The organism is Enterobacter cloacae complex sp. SHL021, from assembly GCF_049237765.1.
GTDB lineage: Bacteria > Pseudomonadota > Gammaproteobacteria > Enterobacterales > Enterobacteriaceae > Enterobacter > Enterobacter cloacae.
The window spans coordinates 73,339-96,600 of sequence record NZ_JBMKJG010000004.1 but is presented as its reverse complement, the minus strand read 5'-3'; the positions used below and the strand labels follow the sequence as shown (position 1 = coordinate 96,600).

18 protein-coding genes are annotated in these 23,262 nt (G+C 56.7%); 8 read left to right on the top strand and 10 right to left on the bottom strand.

Features of this window, described 5'->3' with window-relative positions; all coding sequences use genetic code 11:
• Positions 1-51: 51 nt before the first annotated feature.
• The 3 genes from entF to fes are packed head-to-tail and all read right to left on the bottom strand — an operon-like array spanning position 52 to position 5,409.
• Positions 52-3,912, bottom strand: coding sequence for an enterobactin non-ribosomal peptide synthetase EntF (entF, locus tag ACOTZF_RS05240; protein ID WP_310825186.1), 3,861 nt, complete (start codon positions 3,910-3,912; stop codon positions 52-54).
• Positions 3,909-4,121, bottom strand: coding sequence for an MbtH family protein (locus ACOTZF_RS05235; RefSeq protein ID WP_129251533.1), 213 nt, complete (start codon positions 4,119-4,121; stop codon positions 3,909-3,911). The genes entF and ACOTZF_RS05235 overlap by 4 nt, the downstream gene beginning before the upstream one ends.
• A gap of 10 nt (positions 4,122-4,131) precedes the next feature.
• On the bottom strand, positions 4,132-5,409 hold the full coding sequence (gene fes, locus ACOTZF_RS05230) for an enterochelin esterase (protein WP_277815305.1): 1,278 nt from the start codon (positions 5,407-5,409) through the stop codon (positions 4,132-4,134).
• A 67-nt stretch (positions 5,410-5,476) separates the two neighbouring features.
• On the opposite strand from fes, the gene ACOTZF_RS05225 reads away from it, so the two are divergent.
• The gene (locus ACOTZF_RS05225; RefSeq protein WP_129251535.1) at positions 5,477-7,717 is read left to right on the top strand and encodes a TonB-dependent siderophore receptor; all 2,241 of its coding nucleotides are present in this window, start codon (positions 5,477-5,479) and stop codon (positions 7,715-7,717) included.
• Between the two features lie 82 nt (positions 7,718-7,799).
• Positions 7,800-8,447, top strand: a complete 648-nt coding sequence (entD, locus tag ACOTZF_RS05220; protein ID WP_038981032.1) for an enterobactin synthase subunit EntD — start codon at positions 7,800-7,802, stop codon at positions 8,445-8,447.
• 92 nt (positions 8,448-8,539) lie between these two features.
• Here entD and betT read toward each other — a convergent pair whose 3' ends face one another.
• The gene (betT, locus tag ACOTZF_RS05215; protein ID WP_129251536.1) at positions 8,540-10,573 is read right to left on the bottom strand and encodes a choline BCCT transporter BetT; all 2,034 of its coding nucleotides are present in this window, start codon (positions 10,571-10,573) and stop codon (positions 8,540-8,542) included.
• A 128-nt stretch (positions 10,574-10,701) separates the two neighbouring features.
• Here betT and betI point away from each other — a divergent pair, with 128 nt between their 5' ends.
• The 4 genes from betI (at position 10,702) to ACOTZF_RS05195 (ending at position 15,341) form a co-directional block, all read left to right on the top strand.
• Complete coding sequence (betI, locus tag ACOTZF_RS05210) at positions 10,702-11,289, top strand: transcriptional regulator BetI (RefSeq protein ID WP_013097647.1); 588 nt, start codon at positions 10,702-10,704, stop codon at positions 11,287-11,289.
• A gap of 13 nt (positions 11,290-11,302) precedes the next feature.
• Positions 11,303-12,775, top strand: coding sequence for a betaine-aldehyde dehydrogenase (gene betB / locus ACOTZF_RS05205; RefSeq protein ID WP_058651703.1), 1,473 nt, complete (start codon positions 11,303-11,305; stop codon positions 12,773-12,775).
• A 13-nt stretch (positions 12,776-12,788) separates the two neighbouring features.
• Complete coding sequence (betA, locus tag ACOTZF_RS05200; RefSeq protein WP_038418873.1) at positions 12,789-14,453, top strand: choline dehydrogenase; 1,665 nt, start codon at positions 12,789-12,791, stop codon at positions 14,451-14,453.
• 456 nt (positions 14,454-14,909) lie between these two features.
• Entirely contained in the window at positions 14,910-15,341 is a 432-nt protein-coding gene (locus ACOTZF_RS05195; RefSeq protein WP_129251537.1) for a DUF2569 family protein, read from the top strand.
• A gap of 51 nt (positions 15,342-15,392) precedes the next feature.
• Here ACOTZF_RS05195 and ACOTZF_RS05190 read toward each other — a convergent pair whose 3' ends face one another.
• The 6 genes from ACOTZF_RS05190 to budA all read right to left on the bottom strand — a co-directional run bounded on the left by ACOTZF_RS05190 (position 15,393) and on the right by budA (position 21,499).
• On the bottom strand, positions 15,393-16,553 hold the full coding sequence (locus ACOTZF_RS05190) for a colicin-like pore-forming protein (RefSeq protein ID WP_164989331.1): 1,161 nt from the start codon (positions 16,551-16,553) through the stop codon (positions 15,393-15,395).
• 384 nt (positions 16,554-16,937) lie between these two features.
• The gene (locus ACOTZF_RS05185) at positions 16,938-17,516 is read right to left on the bottom strand and encodes a GNAT family N-acetyltransferase (protein ID WP_129251539.1); all 579 of its coding nucleotides are present in this window, start codon (positions 17,514-17,516) and stop codon (positions 16,938-16,940) included.
• Between the two features lie 107 nt (positions 17,517-17,623).
• Positions 17,624-18,097: a cold-shock protein gene (locus tag ACOTZF_RS05180; RefSeq protein WP_013097650.1), complete on the bottom strand. Its 474-nt coding sequence runs from the start codon at positions 18,095-18,097 to the stop codon at positions 17,624-17,626.
• A 138-nt stretch (positions 18,098-18,235) separates the two neighbouring features.
• A complete protein-coding gene (locus ACOTZF_RS05175) occupies positions 18,236-19,006 on the bottom strand; it encodes a (S)-acetoin forming diacetyl reductase (RefSeq protein ID WP_013097651.1) in 771 nt (256 codons plus the stop codon).
• A 20-nt stretch (positions 19,007-19,026) separates the two neighbouring features.
• Positions 19,027-20,748, bottom strand: a complete 1,722-nt coding sequence (gene alsS / locus ACOTZF_RS05170) for an acetolactate synthase AlsS (protein WP_414650489.1) — start codon at positions 20,746-20,748, stop codon at positions 19,027-19,029.
• Positions 20,720-21,499 (bottom strand): acetolactate decarboxylase, encoded by a 780-nt coding sequence (gene budA / locus ACOTZF_RS05165; RefSeq protein WP_014831009.1) that lies wholly within the window; start codon positions 21,497-21,499, stop codon positions 20,720-20,722. The genes alsS and budA overlap by 29 nt, the downstream gene beginning before the upstream one ends.
• Before the next feature lie 105 nt (positions 21,500-21,604).
• Between budA and ACOTZF_RS05160 the strand changes: the two genes are divergently transcribed.
• Positions 21,605-22,486, top strand: coding sequence for a LysR family transcriptional regulator (locus ACOTZF_RS05160; RefSeq protein ID WP_020684590.1), 882 nt, complete (start codon positions 21,605-21,607; stop codon positions 22,484-22,486).
• A 228-nt stretch (positions 22,487-22,714) separates the two neighbouring features.
• Entirely contained in the window at positions 22,715-23,170 is a 456-nt protein-coding gene (locus tag ACOTZF_RS05155) for a hypothetical protein (RefSeq protein ID WP_129251542.1), read from the top strand.
• Positions 23,171-23,262: the final 92 nt, after the last annotated feature.

Sequence of the window (23,262 nt, the reverse complement as noted above, 5' to 3'; positions counted from 1 at the left end):
GGGAGCAAACCATCCCCTCTCCCCATGGGAGAGGGTTAGAGTGAGGGGAAATCACTCCCCCAACATCTTCTGCAACACCGGCCCAATCTTCTCAAACGCCTGCGGCGAAATGATGTCCACATGGGCGCAATCCTGGCTGTATACCTCCAGTTCATTTACCCACGGCGACCACGCCACCTGCGGATCCATCGTTCGCGTGCGCTCGGCAACAAACAGCGTTGCTTTCCCGTCAAACCGCGAGCTGTGCGCCGTGGTGAGCAGCCGCACCGCGTCGGCGTAGTTACCTTCAATGGCGTTGAATAGCGCGCTGGAGCCCTGCCCCTGCTGGGCAGCGATAAACGCCTGTCGCTCGCGCTCAATTTCGGCCAGCACCGCCGGGTCGAGTCCGTTGGCCTCTTTTTCCGCCCAGTTCTGGGTTTCCGGTGGCCAGGTATCCAGCAGACCCAGGAAGGCGACGGTTTCGCCCTGTTGACGCAGACGCGCGGCAATCCCCTGCGCCAGCGTGCCGCCAAGCGAGTAGCCGAACAGGTAATACGGCCCATGGGGCTGCCGGCCACGTAACGTAGTCAGATGATGTTCAATCACCCCATCCAGATCCGCACACTGCTGCATCGGCCCCTCCGGGCGCGGCGACTGAATTCCGGTAATGGACCAGCGCGGGCTAAGGTAGCGCGCCAGCACGCTGAACTGCCAGGCAAAACCGGAAGCCGGATGGAAGCAGAACAGCGTCGGGCCGTCGCTTACGCGCAGCGGCAGCAAGGTTTCATAACCCAGACGCTGTGCCTGCTCGTCGCTTATCGGCGAATCCAGCAGAGCACTCAGCCTGCAGACCGTAGAGGCGACCATTATCTGCCCCGGCGTCACCTTGCGGGCGAACGTACGGCTGAGCTGTGCGGCCAGGCGCATCGCCAGCAGCGAGTGGCCGCCGAGGGCAAAGAAGTCGGCTTCGATGTCGTTTACCACGCAGCCCAGCAAAGACGCAAACGCCTGCGAGACGGCAATTTCGGTTGCACTTTCCGGTGCGCGTCCGCTGGTTTTGCTGGTCAGTTCCGGCAGCGGCAGCGCCTTGCGATCCAGTTTGCCGTTTGCGCTTAACGGCAGTGCGCTGATTTGCAGTAACACCACCGGCACCATATGCGGCGGCAATTGCGATCTGAGTGAGGCAAGCAGCGCGTCGCGATCCAGCGGTAAGCCGGATTCAGAAACCACATATCCCACCAGCTGACGGGCATCGCCGCCCGTGGCCGCCGCCTGGTTGAACACGCAGGCGTGCGCCACCGCCTGAGCCACGTCGGGCAGCGCCAGCATCGCCCGGTCGATTTCGCCAAGCTCGATGCGCTGGCCGCGAATTTTCAGCTGGTCGTCGCTGCGGCCTAAATACTCCACCGCGCCGTTGTCCAGCCAGCGGGCGACGTCACCGGTACGGTACATCCGCTCGCCCGGCGCGAACGGATCGGCAATAAAGCGGCTGGCGGTGAGATCCGGACGCCCCAGATACCCCTGCGCCAGCTGAATGCCGGTGAGATAGAGATCGCCCGCCACGCCAAACGGTACCGGGCGCATCATCGCATCCAGGATCCGCAACCCGGTGTTCCATACCGGGAAACCGATCGGCACGCTGTTACCTGCAACTGCCGCCAGCTCTGGTCCAAATGCCGGATACCAGCTAACGTCCACCGCCGCTTCCGTCGGGCCGTAGAGGTTATGCAGCGGCACGTGGGTGAGCCGCTCCCATTCGCGACAAAGTTCCGTCGGCAGTGCTTCCCCGCTGCAGAATACCTGCCTGAGGCTCTTACAGCAGTCGGCGTTTTCCGGCGTCAGCGAGGCGACAAACGCCGCCAGCATCGACGGCACAAAGTGGGTGGTGGTGACGCCATAGTGCGCAAAGAATTGCTGCATGGCCTGAGGATCACGGTGCGCGTCCGGCTCGGCCATCACCAGCTTCGCCCCGGCGATAAACGGCCACCAGAACTCCCAGACCGACACGTCAAAGCTGCACGGTGTTTTCTGCGCCACCACGTCACACGCCGTAAGCGGGTAGTGATCCTGCATCCATTTCAGACGGTTAACGATGGCGGTATGCCCGACCATTACCCCTTTCGGACGCCCTGTCGAGCCCGACGTAAAGATGATGTACGCCGTCTGCTCCGGCTTCGCCAGCCGCAGCGGTTCAGCCTCTGCAGCCGGTAATAGTGTGTTGTAACTAAACGTCCCGACGGACAGATCGCTAAAGCGCGGACGCTGTTCGTCGGTGGTGATAAGCAGCGACGGCTTCGCGTCCTCCAGCATCATCCGCAGACGATCGTCCGGGTAGCCGGTATCCAGCGGCAACCACGCGGCCCCCGCCTCCACAATGCCGTGCAGTGCTAACGTCAGGAATACCGAGCGCGGCAGCGCCACCGCCACGCTGTCGCCCGGTTTCACGCCGCGCTCACGCAACAGATGCGCCAGTGCCACCACCTGCTCGCGCATCTGGCGATAGCTGAGCTCGATGTGCGCATCCGCCAGTGCGGGCGCGTCCGGCGTTTTGCTCGCCTGTTCCGCCACCAGTTCCGCAAGCGTGGTGGACGGTAGCGCCAGCCCGGTATCGTTGATGCGTGTAAGCTGCTGGTATTCCTGCTCTGAGACCGTTTCAACCTCGCCGCAGCGCAGGTCCGGGTTAGCGGCAAATTGCGTCAACATCGCATTCAGGCGCGCCACGTGACGGGCCAGCGTGGTTTCATCGTAGCGCTGTTTATTGGCGAGGATCTCAATGCTCAGCCCCCCCTGCTCGTCCGGGAACAATGCCAGCTCCAGATCGTTCACCGGGCCGGTGGCCAGCGTGTGGGTGGTGGCCTCCACGCCGTCGATGTCCAGTTGATAATCGAATACCTTGACATTGAGCACCGGGCCGAACAGGGCTTCATCACCCGCGGCACGCCCGCTGTCGCGCACGATCTGCTCGGCGTCGTAGCGCTGGTGGCGACGCATTTTTTTCAGCTGGTTTGCCAGGCGCTGCGCCAGTTCCGGCAGGCTCTCGTGCGGATGAATGTTCACCGCCAGCGGCAGCACGTTGAGCACCGGGCCGGTCGCGGTCAGCGCAGCGGAGCCCATGCGGCGCATAAAGATAAACCCGGCGGCGTAGTCCAGCCGTCCGGTGAGACGGCCCAGCCACAGCGCCACCAGCGCAAGCGCCAGATCGGTGCGCTGTACCCGTCCTGCGGCCTGCGCAAGCTGGCCGAAGGCGCGGCCATCGGCGGCGATTTTCAGGCGCAGGATGTCGGTGGTGGCGGCGCGCCCAGGCAGCGGCGCAGAGGAAAGCGAGACCGGAGAAGGAAGCTGTTTGCGCTGCTCAGCCCAGAAGGCACCGTCGCGCTGATACGCCTCGCTGTCGCGGTAGCGCTGATACTCCTCCACCACCCCGGCGAACGGCGTAAACGGGGAGTCAGGCGTGGGCTCACCCCTCTTCCACGCGGCATAAATCGCGGCGATCTGGCGGGTAATCGCCGGGAAGCTGAAGCCATCGACCACTAAATGGTGATAGCGCTGATACCAGTACCAGTGTTGCGGACCGATCTGAATCAGCAGGTGAAACGCCAGGGGCTGACCGCTGTCGACACGAAGGTTCTGGTTAAGGTCGGCGTCCATCAGCGCCACAGCGGCGTCATGGGAACCGGCATTCACGATTTCCGGTTCAGGCAGCGTCATTGATGCATCCACCCACTGCCACACCTCACCGTTATCCTCGGTGAAGCGCATGCGCAGAGTGTCGGCCTGCATCATGCCTTCGGCAATGGCTTTTGCCAGCAGCGGTGCGTCAATATCGCCTTTCAGTTCGGTGTAGTGTGCCACGCTCCAGGCGTTCGGCAGGCTGGAAAGCTGCTCCGCCATCCAGATGCCCGGCTGGGCGGCAACAAGCGGCAGACGGTTCATGCATGCTCCCCCGCATAATTAGAGGGGCTGAGCGTCTGCCAGTGTTCGGCCAGCCACTGCTGGCATGCGTCCTGCGATTGCGCGTCGCATACCATGCGCCAGCCTGCGGGCAATTCGCACTGCTGCGGCCACAGGCTGTACTGCCCCTGATCGTTACGCAAAATAGCAAACTGCCCCTGCGGATTATCGAAAGGATTGCTGAATTCCATACAGACTCCGTTAGTGAATAAGCGGCTGCCAGAGGGTCATCAGCCCCTGCGTCAGCCCACCGCGCCAGCAAAGCGCGTCGTGTCCGCCGTCAACCTGACGCCAGTAAACCTGCTGCTGTGTGTGCAGTTCGTCGTAAATGGCCTGATTCGCGCGGTAAATCAGCGGCTCGTTGCACCCGGCCTCAAGGACGATGCGCAGGCCGCGTGCGGTTTTTTCACCCGCTTTCAGTTGCGCGATAAGCAGCCCTTCCTGCTGCCCGCCGCGATGCGGCCACCAGTAAGAGCCGGACTGGCTCAGCACGCAGCCAAAACGCTGCGGCCAGTTTAGTGCGGCATAAAGCGAGGAGAGACCGCCGAAGCTCTGGCCTGCGACCACCGTACGGTCTGCGCGGTCGCTGAATGGCGTGCGTTGTTTTACAAGAGGGAGAAGTTCTTCCTGCACCGCCAGCCAGAAATCGGGGTTACAGGGCAATTCGTTATTGCGATGCGCCATATCTATCACATCGATTAAAACGTAGACGGCAGGCGGCAGTTTACGTCCGAGGGTAAGCGCCGTCAGCGCTGGCCAGACGGGCATGCTCTCGGCCCAGAACTGGCCGTCGAGCAGCACCGCCAGCGGGCGTTCCGGATCGTCATCGCCAGTGGTAAATATCCAGACGCGACGACGGTTGCCCAGTCGATTGCTCTGCCAGTCAATGCATACCGGCTGCCGGTATGGCGTATTGGAGCGATCCCAGCCGGGCTGCACCGGAGCGTCGGGCATCTCCAGCGCAGAGACATCATGCCCTCGCCCGCCTCGCCAGCTCTGGGTATTAAGCGGGTCGGACATTGCCTGCGGCAGCAGCTTGCGCCAGCCTTCGCGCAGCGCCAGGCGATCCGGCTGCTCACCGTGAAACACATCGGGCGCAAAATCGTCTGTATTCTCTGAAGGGATAAAGCAGTAGCTGCCGCGCCACTGGGGGCTGAACTCGCCCTGCCATTGCCAGACGTCGGTATCCGGGATGCGTTCGAGGGATTGTGGGCGGGCATTTTTATGGTGATCGGTTACGCCGGTGATATACAGCCAGACGCGTTTCACCGCCGAGGTGTGTTGCGTTCCCGCCGGATCGCGCCACCAGAAGGTGACCCGATATTTCCCCTGTTCACGCACCCATTCCGGGCCGTTTTTCGACTGCCACCAGGCTTCACTTCCCGTTGTTAACACCGTCACCCTTCTAACCTCATGTTTAACAGTCTTTTTTGTTTCAGGACAAATTTTATTGATAATATTATTGATAACTATTTGCATTTGCAATAGCGTAATGCCCGCGCTGTGGGAAGCGCGTTCATAAGAAACCATAAAAGCGGGACATCCAATGAATAAAAAGATTCACTCTCTGGCCTTGCTGGTCAATTTAGGGATTTATGGCGTCGCGCTGCCTGCCATGGCAGACGACAATACCGCCTCCGCGCAGCATGAAGACACCATGGTGATCACCGCCGCCGAGCAGAATTTGCAGGCGCCGGGGGTTTCCACCATTACCGCCGATGAGATCCGTAAAAATCCGCCCGCGCGTGACGTGTCTGAAATCATCCGCACCATGCCGGGCGTTAACCTGACCGGTAACTCCACCAGCGGCCAGCGCGGTAACAACCGCCAGATTGATATCCGCGGTATGGGCCCGGAAAACACCCTGATCCTGATCGACGGCAAGCCGGTGACCAGCCGTAACTCGATTCGTCTGGGCTGGCGCGGCGAGCGCGACACCCGCGGTGATACCGGCTGGGTACCGCCTGAGATGATCGAGCGTATTGAAGTGATCCGTGGCCCGGCCGCCGCGCGTTACGGCAACGGTGCGGCAGGTGGCGTGGTGAACATCATCACCAAAAAATTCGACGACCAGTGGCACGGCTCCTGGAACACCTATCTGAACGCGCCTGAACACAAGGATGAAGGTTCCACAAAACGCACCAACTTCAGCCTGAGCGGCCCGCTGGGCGGCGACTTCAGCTTCCGCATGTACGGTAACCTCGACAAAACCCAGGCCGATGCGTGGGACATCAACCAGGGCCATCAGTCCGAGCGTACCGGCGCCTATGCCAACACCCTGCCTGCAGGCCGTGAAGGGGTAGAAAACAAAGACATCAATGGCGTGGTGCGTTGGGACTTTGAGCCAATGCAGTCTCTGGAGTTTGAAGCGGGCTACAGCCGCCAGAACAACCTCTACGCCGGTGATACCCAGAACACCAACAACGACAATGCGCTGGTGAAGAAGAACTACGGTAAAGAGACCAACCGTATCTATCGTCAGAACTTCGCCGTCACGTGGAATGGCGGCTGGGATAACGGCATTACCACCAGCAACTGGGCGCAGTACGAACACACCCGCAACTCGCGTCTGGGTGAAGGGCTGGCCGGAGGAACCGAAGGGCTGTTCAACAGCGATAAATTCACCGATACCGACCTGGCCGACGTCATGCTGCACAGTGAGATCAACCTGCCGATTGATTTCATCGTCAACCAGAACCTGACGCTGGGCACCGAGTGGAACCAGCAGCGCATGAAGGATTCCACCTCCTTCTCGCAAACCCTGCAGGGCGGGACCATTCCAGGGATGAGCGACGATCGCAGCCCGTATACCTCCGCAGAGATTTTCTCCCTGTTTGCGGAAAACAATATGGAGCTGACCGACAGCACCATGCTGACCCCGGCGCTGCGCTTCGACCATCACACCATCGTGGGTAACAACTGGAGCCCGTCCCTGAACCTGTCGCAGGGTCTGGGGGATGATTTCACCCTGAAGATGGGTATTGCGCGTGCTTACAAAGCACCGAGCCTGTACCAGACCAACCCGAACTACCTGTTATACAGCAAGGGCCAGGGCTGCTACGCAAGCTCTGACGGCGTGGGCTGCTACATGATGGGTAACGACGATTTGAAAGCCGAAACCAGCATCAACAAAGAGATTGGTCTGGAGTGGAAACGCGACGGCTGGCTGGCGGGCGTGACCTGGTTCCGCAACGACTATCGCAACAAGATTGAAGCGGGCTATGCGCCAATCGGCCAGACCTCCACCAGCAAAGTCACCACCGATATCTACCAGTGGGAGAACGTGCCGAAAGCGGTGGTTGAAGGCCTGGAAGGTTCCCTGAACGTGCCGGTCAGCGATACCATCAACTGGACCAACAACATCACCTACATGTTGCAGAGCAAGAACAAGGAGACCGGCGACCGTCTGTCGATCATCCCGGAGTACACGCTGAACTCTACCCTGAGCTGGCAGGTGCATCAGGATGTGTCGCTCCAGTCGACCTTCACCTGGTACGGCAAGCAGCAGCCGAAGAAGTATAACTACAAAGGTCAGCCGGTGACCGGATCAGAGAAAGACGAGGTCAGCCCGTATAGCATCCTTGGCCTGAGCGCGACGTGGGACGTGACCAAAAATGTCAGCCTGACCGGCGGCGTGGATAACGTCTTCGACAAACGTCAGTGGCGTGCGGGTAATGCCCAGACCACCGGGAATACCTCGACGGGTGCCTATATGTACGGCGCAGGGGCTTATACCTATAATGAGCCAGGCCGCACGTGGTATATGAGCGTGAATACCCGATTCTGATACAGGCAGTGACTTCCCCCCTCTCCCTGTGGGAGAGGGCCGGGGTGAGGGCAACAGGCCGCACAATTCTGAAGGGAAAACCATGCACACAACCCACAGCACGTTCGTTCTCGCCAGCCTCACCGTTCACCGCATCACCTTCGCCCCCACCACCTTCACCGACGCCGATCTCCTCTGGCTCCCCCATCACGCACAGCTGGCTGACGCCGGACGCAAACGCAAAGCCGAGCATCTGGCGGGCCGCATCGCCGCCGCGCATGCCTTACCTGGCCACGCCGTTCCCGGCATCGGCCCCAGCGGCGAACCGCTCTGGCCGCACGGGGTTTCGGGTAGCATCACTCACAGCGGCACGCAGGCGATGGCGGTTGTGGTTCACCATCCTCATGCCCTTGTAGGTATCGATACAGAGGCGATCCTTTCCGAGCGTGAAGCCCATGAAATCCAGGACGGTATTATCAATGCGAAGGAAGCGGCGTGTTTAACGTGTTCAGGCTACCCTTTTGCACAGGCGCTGACGCTCGCGTTTAGCGCGAAAGAAAGTTTGTTTAAAGCGCTGTTTCCGCAGGTAAAGATTTACATGGGTTTTGACTGTGCGAGAGTCGCAGCGTTAGATGATAAAACCCTTGTGCTGGTGCTTTCACACCCGGCTGGAGAATATGCGGAGGGCACACGTTTCACCCTCTTCTGGCACAAAAGGGATGACAGCGTGTTGACGCTGCTACAAGCCTGATGGCGCTTCGCTTATCAGGCCTACAAAGTTGACTCGCGGTAGGCCGGGTAAGGCGAAGCCGCCACCCGGCATCAATTTAGAATGCGATTCGCTTACACATCCGGGAACATCACGCTATTCCCCGGCGCTTCCCGGTGCAGATGGATAAAGTTCAGGTGCCGTTCATACTGGTCCAGAATATCCGTTATCACCTGCTCCTTGCTGTAGTCCATCAAATCATTCCCCTGGCTGCCTTCCAGCAGGAAGGTCTCCAGCCGGTAGTAGGTCGATTTGCCGCTGCGCGCGCGGTAGGTAAACCCGGGCACCGAATACTGCTGCGGCCAGATCTGATAGACAAAGTTCTGCTCGTCGCCCATATGCACCAGCAGATCCAGGTGCCCCAGGGTCTCGCCCTCTTCCGGCGGCAGGTTTTTCAGCTCCACGTAGGCACCGCGTAATCGCAACTCCTGCGCCACCTCTTCCATTGCCGGGAAGCAGACCGTCTCCATCATCTGGCTGGTGTAGCGAGTGCCCGGGTAGTTCATCAGGCGCGAGAGACGCTTCTTCCAGCTCAGTCTGTCCTGGGCGCCCATCGGACGCGGCGCGGTATCGCGGCTGGCGCTGACGCGGCGGTAGTCTTCCACCTTGAGCGATTTATACAGCCCGGCCATCACAAAGAAGATCACAAAGCTGAACGGCAGCCCCATGATCACCGTGGTGTTCTGCAGGGCGGAAATCCCGTTGGTCATCAGCATGCCGAGCGTCAGCAGGCCGATGGCGACCGACCAGAAGATACGCAGCCAGTTTGGCGCATCGCTGTTGATGTCCTTCAGCTTCGAGGTGAAGTTCCCCAGCACCAGCGCACCGGAATCCGCCGAGGTGACGTAAAACAGCAGGCCGGTAATGGTGGCAACGGAGGCGCTAAAGGTGAACGCCGGGTATTGCGCCAGCAGGCTGTAGAATCCGCGCTCCGGGTGCGCCATCGCCTCCTGCGCAAACGCCGCGTCGCCGTGGATGATCTCATGCAGCGCACTGTTGCCAAAGACCGACAGCCACAGCAGGGTAAAGGTGAACGGAATGATCAGCGTGCCCATCACAAACTGGCGGATGGTGCGACCACGTGAAATACGCGCCAGGAACAGGCCGACAAACGGCGACCACGCCACCCACCACGCCCAGAAGAACAGCGTCCAGTTGTTCATCCACTCCACCGGGCGGTCAAAGGCGAAGCTGTTCAGCGTCATGCCCATAAAGCGGTTCACGTAATCGCCCACGTTCAGCACTAAGGCATTGAGCAGGAAAGAGGTGTCGCCCACAAACAGCACAAACAAAATCAGCCCCAGCGCCAGCGCGACGTTCAGCTCGGAGAGCACGCGGATCCCCTTATCCACGCCGGCAGTGACCGAGATGGTGGCGATAATCACCGACAGCGCGATCAGCGCGGCTTTCGCCGCCAGCGAATCCGGGATATTAAACAGCACGCTCAGCCCGTAGTTGAGCTGCACCACGCCAATCCCGAGCGTAGTGGCAATACCGAAGATGGTGCCGATCACCGCCGCAATATCGACGCTGTGCCCTATCGGGCCGTTTATCTTTTTACCGAAAATCGGGTACAGCGCGGAGCGGATGGTGAGGGGTAAATTATAACGATAGCTAAAGTATCCGAGCGCCATGCCCATCAGGGCGTACATCGACCAGCCGGTCAGTCCGTAGTGGAACAGCGTCCAGACCATCGCCTGGCGCGCGGCCTCCATCGTCTGCCCTGCCCCTTCCGGCGGCTGCATATATTGCGTGACCGGTTCGGCCACGGAGAAGAACATCAGGTCGATGCCGATACCGGCGGCAAACAGCATCGCCGCCCAGCTTAACAGACTAAACTCGGGTTTTGACTGCTCGGGCCCGAGCTTCACCGAACCAAAGCGCGAACAGGCAATGCAAACAACAAAGACAATATAGAGCGTCGCCGCCAGCAAATAGTACCAGCCGAAGGTCTTCGACACCCAGTTCAGGGTGCGCCCAATCCACTCGGCAGAGAAGTCGCTAAAGAAGATCGTCATCAGGGAAAACAACAAAATCAGTCCTGCGGATGTATAAAAAACAACCGGATTGATTTTGTCCTTTTCTCTGTCTTGCGAAAGATCTGTCATCCAGTATCCCCACTGTTTTTGTAACTATTAAAATCCAAATCCGCAACAATTAAGACACATTTTATATTGAACGTCCAATCAAAAACCGCTTTAATGGTTAACCAACGCTGATGAATGGAGTGGCAAAAATGCCCAAAGTGGGGATGCAGCCGATCCGGCGCAGGCAACTGATCAACGCCACGCTGGAAGCAATAAATGAAGTGGGAATGCATGACGCAACCATCGCGCAGATCGCCCGTCGGGCGGGAGTCTCAACCGGGATCATCAGTCACTACTTCAAAGATAAAAATGGCCTGCTGGAAGCGACCATGCGCGACATCACCGGCCAGCTGCGCGACGCGGTTCTGAGCCGCCTGCATGCCCTGCCGGATGGCAGCGCAGAGCAACGATTGCAGGCGATTGTCGGCGGCAACTTTGATGAAACCCAGATCAGCAGCGCGGCAATGAAAGCCTGGCTGGCCTTCTGGGCGAGCAGCATGCATCAGCCGATGCTCTACCGGTTGCAACAGGTAAGCAGCCGCCGTTTGCTTTCAAACCTGGTGTACGAATTCCGCCGCGAACTGCCGCGTGAACAGGCGCAGGAGGCGGGCTACGGGCTTGCAGCGCTGATCGACGGGTTGTGGCTGCGCGCCGCGCTAAGCGGCAAACCACTGGATAAAAACGTAGCCCAGTCGCTCACCAGCCACTTTATCAGCCAGCATTTACCGACCGAATAACCGAGGAGAATTTATGTCCCGAATGGCAGAACAGCAGCTTTATATCAATGGTGGTTATACATCCGCCACCAGCGGTCGCACCTTCGAGACCATTAACCCGGCTAACGGCGACGTTCTGGCGACCGTACAGGCCGCCGGGCGCGAAGATGTCGATCGCGCCGTCCAGAGTGCCCGGCAAGGGCAAAAAATCTGGGCGGCAATGACCGCCATGGAGCGCTCGCGCATTCTGCGTCGCGCCGTCGATATCCTGCGCGAGCGGAACGACGAACTGGCGAAGCTGGAAACCCTCGACACCGGTAAAGCGTATTCGGAAACCTCAACCGTGGATATCGTCACCGGTGCGGACGTGCTGGAGTACTACGCGGGGCTGATCCCGGCGCTGGAAGGCAGCCAGATCCCACTGCGCGATACCTCTTTCGTCTACACCCGTCGCGAGCCGCTGGGCGTGGTGGCGGGTATTGGCGCGTGGAACTACCCGATCCAGATCGCCCTGTGGAAATCCGCCCCGGCGCTGGCGGCGGGCAACGCGATGATCTTCAAGCCGAGCGAAGTCACCCCCCTCACCGCCCTGAAGCTTGCGGAAATCTACACCGAAGCGGGCCTGCCGGACGGCGTGTTTAACGTTCTGCCGGGCGTAGGCGCGGAGACCGGCCAGTACCTGACCGAACACCCGGGCATCGCGAAAGTCTCCTTCACCGGTGGCGTCGCCAGCGGCAAAAAGGTGATGGCGAACTCGGCGGCCTCGTCCCTGAAAGAGGTGACGATGGAGCTGGGCGGCAAATCCCCGCTGATTGTGTTTGACGATGCGGATCTCGATCTCGCTGCCGACATCGCGATGATGGCCAACTTCTTCAGCTCCGGCCAGGTCTGCACCAACGGCACCCGCGTGTTCGTACCCGCGAAGTTCAAGGCCGCGTTTGAGCAGAAAATTGTTGAGCGCGTGGGCCGCATCCGCGCGGGCGATCTGTTCGATGAAAACACCAACTTTGGCCCGCTGGTCAGCTTCCCGCACCGCGACAATGTGCTGCGCTATATCGCCAAAGGCAAAGAGGAAGGTGCGCGCGTGCTGTGCGGCGGCGACGTGCTGAAGGGCGAAGGCTTTGACAACGGCGCGTGGGTCGCTCCGACCGTGTTCACCGACTGCACCGACGAGATGACCATTGTGCGCGAAGAGATCTTCGGGCCGGTGATGTCCATCCTCACCTATGAATCTGAAGAAGAAGCTCTCCGCCGCGCCAACGATACCGACTACGGGCTGGCGGCAGGCATCGTGACGGCCGATCTGAACCGGGCCCATCGCGCGATTAATCAGCTTGAGGCGGGTATTTGCTGGATCAACACCTGGGGTGAATCCCCGGCAGAGATGCCGGTTGGCGGCTACAAACACTCCGGTATCGGCCGTGAAAACGGCGTGATGACGCTCCAGAGTTACACCCAGGTGAAGTCCATCCAGGTTGAGATGGGTAAATTCCAGTCCATATTTTAACCGGGAGGTTTTTTTGCAATTTGACTACATCATTATTGGTGCCGGCTCTGCCGGCAACGTTCTGGCAACACGACTGACTGAAGATCCGGATACCACCGTTCTGCTGCTTGAAGCGGGCGGCCCGGATTACCGCTTTGACTTCCGCACCCAGATGCCTGCCGCACTGGCATTCCCGCTGCAGGGCAAGCGCTACAACTGGGCGTACGAAACCGAGCCAGAGCCCTATATGAATAACCGCCGCATGGAATGCGGACGCGGTAAAGGGCTTGGCGGGTCGTCGCTCATCAACGGCATGTGCTACGTGCGCGGCAACGCGATGGATCTGGACAACTGGGCGAAAGAGCCGGGTCTGGAGCACTGGAGCTACCTCAACTGCCTGCCCTACTACCGTAAGGCTGAAACTCGCGACGTGGGTCCGAACGACTACCACGGCGGCGACGGCCCGGTGAGCGTCACCACCTCCAAACCGGGCGTGAACCCGCTGTTTGAGGCAATGGTGGAAGCGGGCGTACAGGCGGGCTACCCGCGCACGGACGATCTCAACGGCTACCAGCAGGAAGGCTTCGGCCCGATGGACAGAACGGTCACACCGCAGGGCCGACGCGCCAGCACCGCGCGCGGCTATCTGGACCAGGCGAAGCAGCGCCCGAACCTGACCATCCGCACCCATGCCATGACCGATCGCATTCTCTTTGACGGCAAGCGCGCCGTGGGCGTCGAGTGGCTGGAAGGCGAAAGCACCATCCCGTCCAAAGCATCGGCAAACAAAGAGGTGCTGCTGTGCGCCGGGGCGATTGCCTCTCCGCAGATCCTGCAACGCTCCGGCGTGGGCAACGCGGAACTGCTGAAGCAGTTTGATATTCCGCTGGTGCATGACCTGCCCGGCGTGGGCGAAAACCTGCAGGATCACCTGGAGATGTATCTCCAGTACGAATGCAAAGAGCCGGTCTCCCTCTACCCTGCCCTGCAGTGGTGGAACCAGCCGAAGATTGGCGCCGAGTGGCTGTTTGGCGGCACCGGCGTGGGGGCGAGCAACCACTTCGAGGCGGGTGGGTTTATCCGCAGCCGCGAGGAGTTCGAGTGGCCGAACATTCAGTATCACTTCCTGCCGGTGGCGATTAACTACAACGGCTCCAACGCGGTGAAAGAGCACGGCTTCCAGTGTCACGTTGGGTCGATGCGCTCACCAAGCCGTGGGCACGTGCGTATTAAATCGCGCGATCCGCACCAGCATCCGGCAATCCTGTTCAACTATATGTCCCACGAGCAGGACTGGCAGGAATTCCGCGATGCGATCCGCATCACCCGCGAAATCATGCATCAGCCCGCGCTGGACAAATACCGTGGCCGCGAAATCAGCCCGGGGGTTGAGTGCCAGACCGACGAACAGCTGGACGAGTTTGTGCGCAACCACGCCGAAACCGCCTTCCACCCGTGTGGAAGCTGCAAAATGGGCTATGACGAGATGGCGGTAGTCGATGGCGAAGGCCGCGTTCACGGGCTCGAAGGGTTACGCGTGGTGGATGCGTCGATCATGCCGCAGATCATCACCGGCAACCTGAACGCCACCACAATTATGATCGGTGAGAAAATTGCTGATGCCATTCGCGGGCGTGAGCCGCTGGCGAAGAGTACGGCGGCGTATTACGTGGCGAACGGAGCGCCGGTTCGCCGATGATAGATCGAGCCCCTCACAAGAGGGGTTACTTTAAAAAGTTTCTCATTAAGGTCATAACGAACCAGGTTATTATACAAACCATATGTTTATGGGTGCAAACTCCTTGAAAAATTTAACGTTTCATGACGGAACATTCAAATTACTTCCTCGATATAAATTCTCTAAAGAATGCGAAGTAAATTTCCTTTTGGATCTTTTCTTAAATATTTACATTCGCCGAATACCCGACCAAACACCATTCCACAGTCATTACAATTTGGTATGGATTTAAACTCACAAATGCAAAACATTCACAAATTTGAAAAGAGACCACAACGCCATTAGTTAGATAATTTAACGTAACCAGTTATCCAAAAAATATTTCTGATTTACATCCTTATGTGCGGTGGTTTACTATCCCAACTGAAGGCTGAAATGATAATTTAAGAATGTCTATAACTTTAGTTAGGGTAACTCATGACTGAAAATAAAAAAATAAATGGTTTTTTGTACTTCCCTGCTGCGGGGCTTGTTATATCTTGCGTGTCGGGGTCATTAAATGCTCTGGGGATTATAGCATTATTTATTTCTAAATTTTATCATAACGAACCAGTTTCAAGCTGGCTCGCGATAATAATATTAACAGGTTCTTTTGTATATTTATTAACACTGTACACTGCCACTTTTTCATTTTTCAAAAAACTAAAAAAAACCAAATACATAATGATATTATATTACCTTGTAAATATAGCAACAAATGCTCCTTTAATATTTTATTCATGGTTAATGCTTGACATACAACTTGAACTAAAAGAGATTGGTATATTAGTATCATTAAGTTTCGATGTTATAGTGTTAATACCCTATTTCCTTTTATCAAAACGGATTGATACCGTTTTTGATCGATAATGTAACCGTCCGTCATTCTAAATATGACGGACATATAATTATTTATAGATTTTACTTACTATTTAAATGCCTACTAATATCGTTAGCGGGAAGCTTTGAAGGAATTTTTGTCCCCGTCCTCGGAACTAAATAAGTATTAATTTTTTCTATTAAACTTGTATCTATGTAAGATGCTAAAATACTAAATGCAATAACGGCAGCAATAGTTAATGCCGATGCTAACAAGGATGAGGGTGCCAGATATGCTGTGATTATAGCACCAACTATTCCTATAGTAGCGCTGCTAAATACGCTGCCAATAGCCATAGTTTCAATCTCCAGCATAAGAGGAGACCAGTTTCCGGTTTCAAAACCTATAATCGTTTTATCAATTATAGTCTGACCTTTCATTACAATATCCGCAACTTTAAAGGACGTCCCAAGGTTTTTAAAATTACTGGCGAAGGTGTTTAGATTAAATGACTTTAATGCTTTGATCACGCTAGCCTTGTCGGCATTACTGAGTTTCATTCGTGGGTTGGGGTCATTTATAATCTTATTAATGGTTTTCATAGCATCAGCTGATTTTCTGATTTTCTTTCCCTGAAAACGCTTAATTTCATCTGCAAGTTCTTTCGATATTGTAGCAAAATGCACATTAAGTTTATGACTAATCTTTTCCCCTGAGCCGACAATAATTTCACTTGTTTTTTCTAATACCTTCTTTTCATCTGCAGATTTTCTTTGCGCCTTACCTTGATTGTATGCCGAAGTTAAAGAAGGAATCTCTATGAATTTTTCATCCACTATGATACCGACCTTACCATGTTTCAGTGAAAAATCGGAAGGGATCCTCCCCTGTTGAATCTGATATGTAACATTATTCCAACCATTAGCATTTCCATTTGAACTTGTAGATACACCTGTAAATCCAGAAACTGTATTTGAGGTTTCTGAGCCTGTTTCTGATGAAACCGTATGCGTCTGTCCAGCAATATCAGCAGCATACCCTCCATACCCATCACTTCTTATATTTGATACTTGACTAGAAGTGATCTGTGTCCCTCCATAGCTATTAAATTGCGAGACAATATCATTTGCATTTGGCGCTCTTGTATTTACTGGATTACCTTTTCCATCGAGTTGAATACCTCCCCCTCCAATACTACCTGAATCATCACCGCCACTATGAACACCATTAGACCAACCACCACCAAATCCAGTCCAAGCCATTTATCACTCCTTCTCATTCAGAATATTGACTAAAAATCGAGTCTCGTGACAGTACTAGCTAATATGATGATAAATCTTGATCGAGATTATTAAATAACCATTTAATAGTTTGTCTAAAACAATAACAATATAGAATAATATTTACACGGTAAATTTATCACAATCAGTTTCATCATGAATGTGATATATTGCCTCAAAATATCATTCAGAGTTGTTATAACGCACAAACAATCTCAAGGATAATGAACATACTCCATGGAAACCTAGAGAAGTGCAGAAAAATCCTGAGACATACCTTCTTGTCAGCGTTTCAAAGGAGAAAGGATTCCCTGCCAGAAACTAAAATGAAAACAAGTCCTCAAGAACTAGAATGCGTGCATGTAGCTAGCGAAACGACTCTAACCGCTTAATCTGCCGCCCTTCCCCGTCAAAATTCTCCGCCGCCAGCCAGGCGCGCAGCTCCGCATCCCTTTGCGGCCATTCGCCGTCAATAATTGAAAGCATATCGCTGTCGCGGTTACGCCCTTTACGCACCAGTTTCTGACGCAGGCACCCTTCCCAGACAAACCCCAGCCGCTCCGCCGCACTACGTGAGGTGGTGTTCATCGAATCGCACTTCCACTCCAGCCGACGGTACTTGTGATCAAAGGCATTTTTCAACACCAGCCACACCGCTTCGGTGCCGATGCGGGTGACTTTCATCCTGTGCGACCAGGTGACGCGGCCGATCTCCACCGAGTCCTGAAACCGCTCAATCGCCATGTAGCTCACCAGCCCTACAGCTTTTTCAGTGCGTAAATCGATTACCGCAAACGGAACCAGATCGTCATCCATTATCTTGCCGAGCACCCAGTGCACGGTGGCTTCCACGCTTTCAGGCTGGGTGCGGGTTAAGACCCGGGCGCATTTCCAGTCCGGGACGATATCGTTAACGGTTTGACCATGTTGATTGATTTCGGGCACGGCGATGACTCCCTGAAAGGTAAGGAGTTTGTTATAGCAGGTTAAAAAGCGGGCGAGAAGGGAGGATTTACAGGCCGGGTTAGACGGAAACGCCACCCGGCAACAAATTACTTCAGCAGCTTAACCGTAGCGTCGATATCGATTTCATCTTCGGTAAAGATCAGCGTGGTGTTCTGGAAGGTGGTGATCGCCAGCTTCTTCACCGTGCGCATTTCGCCCGGCTTTTTGTCGGTTTTCGGTTTGATGTTATTCATCAGCAGCCCGACAGACAGCACCGCGTTCTCTTTGTCGATGCCCGTATCCGCAGGCTCTTCTTCGCTAAACACCACGAAGGATTTGATGGAGGTGAGCTTCACGCGCTCGCCTGCAATATAGAGGTATTTACTTTCCGGGATCACCTTCACCGCATAGGCGGAAAGGCCTTTGTTATTGGTGGTTGGCTCAAAAGTCACCGCCGCATCTTTCTTGATCAGATCAGGGTTGGCGACCTTAATCACATGAAAATAGCGGTTGTCACCGTTTTCATCTTTGATAAATCCAAAGCCTTTATCTTTAAACCACGTTGTGATTGTACCGTTCATCGCTGTTACCGCCTGTCAAATCGTCATGACTAAAGTTTTGCAGCGCGCAGTGTAATGCACAATGGCGGAGGAGACAAAAAAAAGCCCCTGCACGGGGGCAGGGGAAAACTCATGTCAGAGCTTATTAGTATTACGTTTTTAGTTGAACACCATCCCACCATCGATTAACAGAGACTGGCCGGTCATGTAGTCGGAATCTGGCCCGGCGAGATACGAAACGCAGGCGGCGACATCTTCCGGTTCGGACAGGCGGCCAAGCGTAATACGTTTGGCAAAGGTTTCGGTGCCATAGCCAAGCGGTTTACCTGCCGCCTCAGACACCTGACGGTCAATCTCCGCCCACATTGGCGTTTTCACGATGCCCGGGCAGTAGGCGTTAACGGTGATCCCCAGCGGCGCGAGATCCCGTGCTGCGGTCTGGGTTAAGCCACGAACCGCGAATTTACTGGAGCTGTATACCGCCAGTTCGGGGTTACCGGTATGGCCCGCCTGGGAGCAGGCATTGATGATCTTGCCGCCGTGTCCCTCTTTGCGAAACGCGTCAATCGCGGCCTGCATGCCCCAGATCACCCCTTTGACGTTGATGTTGTAGACCTTGTCGACAATCTCCGGCGTGATGGATTCGATGGGCGTAGACGGCGCAATCCCGGCATTATTCACAATCACGTTGAAACCGCCCAGCGCGGTGCGGGCTTTCTCAACCGCCGCAAACACCTGGTCGCGGTCAGAGACATCCACCTTCACGGCGATGGCATTACCGCCGTTACGGATGATTTCATCGGCAACGGCTCGCGCCGTCTCATCGTTATAGTCGGCGATAGCGACAGCAAAGCCATCTTTCACCAGGCGCAGCGCAATCGCTTTACCAATCCCCTGGCCTGAGCCGGTTACGAGAGCAACTTTTTGCATTTCTCTGTCCTTATAGTGAGTCACAAAATCTGGCTGAGATGGAGCTGGCCCATCAGCAGCGGGTTATCGCTGTAGTCAACGGGAATGGCCACCACGGCCGGGCCATTCACATCCATCGCCGCACGCAGCGTCGGTTCAAGGGCATCGGCGCTCTCCACGGCAAAGCCCCTGGCGCCAAAGGCATCGGCATAGGCTTTGAAATCGACCGGGCCGAACTCCACGCCGGAAAGGCGCTGGTATTTTTTCTCTTCCTGAATGGCGACCATGTTGTAGCCGTTATCCACCCAAATGATGTGCAGAACGTTGGCGTTAAGACGCACGGCGGTTTCCAGCTCCATGCTTGACTGCAGGAAGCCGCCGTCGCCGGACACCGAGACCACTTTGCGCCCGGGGTTGACCAGCCACGCGCCAATAGCCCACGGCAGCGCAACGCCCATGGTCTGCTGACCGTTGGAGATCATCACCTGACGCGCCCGGAAGCTGTAGAGGTAGCGGGCGATCCAGATGTGGAAGCTGCCCATGTCGACGGTCAGGGTCACGTCGTTATTCACGATGTCCTGCATGGCCCGCACGATACGCAGCGGATGCAGGGCAAACTGGTTGAGCGAGGCACCGCGGCGATCGAGCAGATCGCGCTGATGCTGGCGATCGACCAGGATCTCTGACGCACGCTGGCTCAGCTCCAGCTTGTGATCGATCCGGTTAGCGAGCAGGTTCAGCGTTTCGGCGATATCCCCCACCAGCTCCAGATCCGGTACATAATTGCGTTCTTCATAGGCCGGCAGCACGTCAATGTGCACCAGCGTGGCGTCGCCGCTGTTCCACATGGAAGGCTCATACTCCACCGGGCTGTAGCCGATGCAGATAATCAGATCCGCCAGATGCAGCAGCCTGTCGCCCGCCTGGTTATTGAACAGACCGACGCGTCCGGCAAAGCGGGTGAAGTGCTCCTGGTTCACCGCCCCGGCGGCCTGATAGGTGCTGGTGACCGGAATACGGCTTTTCTCCAGCAGCTTACGCAGCGCCGCGCTGTTGGCAGGCTGGCTCGCCATCAGCCCCAGCAGGATCACCGGGTTTTTGGCTTTGTCGATGAGCTTCGCCACATCGTTAATGGCCGATTCGGGAGCCGGGCCCATCAGCGCCGGCCCGCTGGCCGGTAAAATCGCGCCCGTGGCGGGCTGGTCAATAATATCCTGCGGCAGGCTGACGAACGCGCCCCCCGGCCTGCCGTGCTCGGCGGCACGAAACGCGTTCGATACCACCTCAGCAATCGCATCCGGAGAGCTGACTTCCACTGCGTATTTGGTGACCGGGCTGAACATGGCAACCGTGTCCATGCTCTGGTGCACCAGTTTGGCTTTATCCGCCCGCTTCACCGCTCCGCCCAGCGCCACCACCGGGTCGCCTTCGCTGTTGGCGGTGGCAATGCCGGTGATCAGGTTCGAACAGCCCGGCCCGGAGGTAACCAGCGCCACCCCTGCCTTGCCGGTTAGACGCCCTACCGCCGCCGCCATGAACGCCGCATTCGCCTCGTGGCGTACCGGGATGATTTCGATGGACGAATCCAGCAGGGAGTCAAAGACTTTGTCGATTTTCGCCCCCGGGATCCCGAACACCTGCTTCACGCCCTGCGCTTCCAGCTGGCCGACAACCATATCGGCGCCGTGCGCCCACTGACGTGACTGTTTCTCACTGTTCACGGTAGTTCTCCTGTTAGTTTTCGACGGAACGGATCGCTGCATCAAGATTGCTGGGGTGAAGGTTGGCCTGTAAAAACGCGCTGTCGGCGGGCAGATCAATCATTAGCTTGTGTATTTCGCCAAAGGTGAGCACGCCGCTCTCCAGCTGGTAATCCAGCAGATGTCCCCCGCCCTGACGGTCGTCGGTAATGAAATGTTCGTGATAGCCGGCCACGTTGATGCCCTGCATATGCTGCGGCGTGCGGAACCCAACCAGCACCCCTTCGCGCTGGTTAAAGCGGAACACCGGCTGGTCGTCCAGCACGTCGGTCATCGCGCGGTATGGCGGCGTCTGACGCGGTACGGTACGGGTGTGGGCGTGGCGGAAGTTACCGTCGATGCGCAGCGCGCAGAACAGGTTATCCGAGGGAATTTGCTGGTCGATCACGTCGTGGATCTGCTGACGGCTGACCGGCGCATCAAAGGTTTTGCGGTACTGCGGCTGGAACCAGGTCATCACCGCGAACGGCGTTTTCTGCTCTGGCTTCGCGGCGCGTGCGCTGCCGTCGGCGCGCAGCTGGTACACCTGGCTGCTGAAGGCAATCATTTCGCCGTCCAGCTCGTTGAAGGTGCCCAGACCAAAATCACCATGTGCCAGCAGATCGGCGATGGTGGTGTCCCCCTCGTAGACACCGCTTAGCAGGGCGCTCATTAGCGATGTCTGATAGATCACGCTGTCAGGATGTTTAGCGGAGAACCCGCGCAGGGTCTCGCATAAGCTCGCCTCACAGTCGCAGGCAGATGAGTGCATCATCATGCTCGTCCTCTTCAACTTTATTTATAAAGGTTAAATAAATGTTGACCCGATTCAGCAGAGAGTTCCAATATAGAATCCATGCTGGTTTGAGACGTTTTTGATATGGAACTTCGTTATCTGCGGTATTTTGTCGCGGTTGCACGCGAGCGACACTTCACCAGGGCGGCCAAAGCGCTGGGTATTTCACAGCCTCCTCTGAGTCAGCAGATCAAACGGCTCGAAGAGGAAGTGGGCACGCCGCTGTTCAGGCGTCTGACGAGAGGTGTGGAGCTAACCGAAGCGGGAGAAGCCTTCTACGAGGATGCCTGTAAGATCCTGGCGCTGAGCGACGCCGCGCTGGAGAAAGCCCGCGGCATCGCGCGCGGTCTGAACGGCAACCTGTCGATTGGCATCACCAGTTCAGATGCTTTTCATCCCAAAATTTTCGCGCTCATTCGTCAGTTTCAGGTACAGAACATGGCGGTGCAGGTACACCAGGTGGAGGCCAATATGTCTTCGCTGACGGCGATGCTGGCGGAGGGGGAACTGGATATCGCCTTCGTGCGGCTGCCGTGCGAGAGCAGCAAGGCATTCGAGTTAAAAATCCTCGACCGGGAGCCGATGGTGGTGGCACTGCATCGCGACCATCCGCTCGCAACAAGCGGCGATCTGGCGCTGGAGCAGCTCCGGGATACGCCAGTGGTGTTGTTCCCGCAGGAGGTCGCGCCCGGCCTGTTCGACCGGGTTTACAGCTGTTGCGAACGGGCCGGAATAGACGTACAGCACGCGCTGCAGTCGTCTCAGCTCTCGTCCTCCCTGAGCATGGTCTCTGCAGGCGGCGGCTTCGCGCTGGTGCCGAAATCGATGGCGGCCATCTCTCCGCCGAATGTCACCTACCACGCGCTGAGCTCACCGGAGCTTTATACCGATATCGCGCTCTGCTGGCGGCGCTTTGAACGCTCGCGGACGGTGAAGCGGTTCTTGACGATGATAAGCGAGGAGTAGAGGCCGGTTTGGTTGGTGGTTTTTGTAGGTCGGATACGGCGTAACCGCCATCCGGCAATTCCCTTCTGGAAGCCGCCTCGCAAACCTGCAAGCAACCTTATGTAATTCATGGGCATCCCTTTCCTTCCTTTTTTTGCCGCCGTAAAGTGCCTGCGTTGCGGCACATCCGCAACCGGGGCCAGGAACCCACAAGCATGACGCGACATTTTTACCTGAAGAGGATGCCCAATGACGACTCTCCCTGGATTTTCTTACTCGCTCGCTGAAGAAAGCGCGGTGTATCACCTTACTCATCTGCCCCTTCCCGATTCTGCGGATCTGTTCGAACTGGCAGACAGCTGCGCCGCCTGTGTCAGCGTGCTGGTTGAAACCGACGATGCCTTTACCCATGCCATCCTTTGCGAGCGTCTGCTGGCGGTACTGAAACGCCTGCGTGAACGTTGCGATGCAGAACTCCCCTCGCATCTGGTTGAGCAACTGATTGCGGGGGAAAAGATCGTTTCCTGTGTGCCGGACTGCTGGCAGGAGACGACGTTGCAGGTGGATTATGCGCTGGCACTTACGCGTGCGGTAAGGGGCGGTACGCTGCCTGCGGACGTGGCAAAAGACCTGACCGGGCTGCTGCACGATATGGTCTGGCTGCTGGCGGAGTTTGTGAAAGAGCCTTATATCCCGGCGCACTGAGCCAGGTAGCGGCTGATAATCCCGGACGATTCAGGCATTACAATTTCGATAGCGAATGATAAGGTAGATTTCCCCACTCACTTACGGGCAGG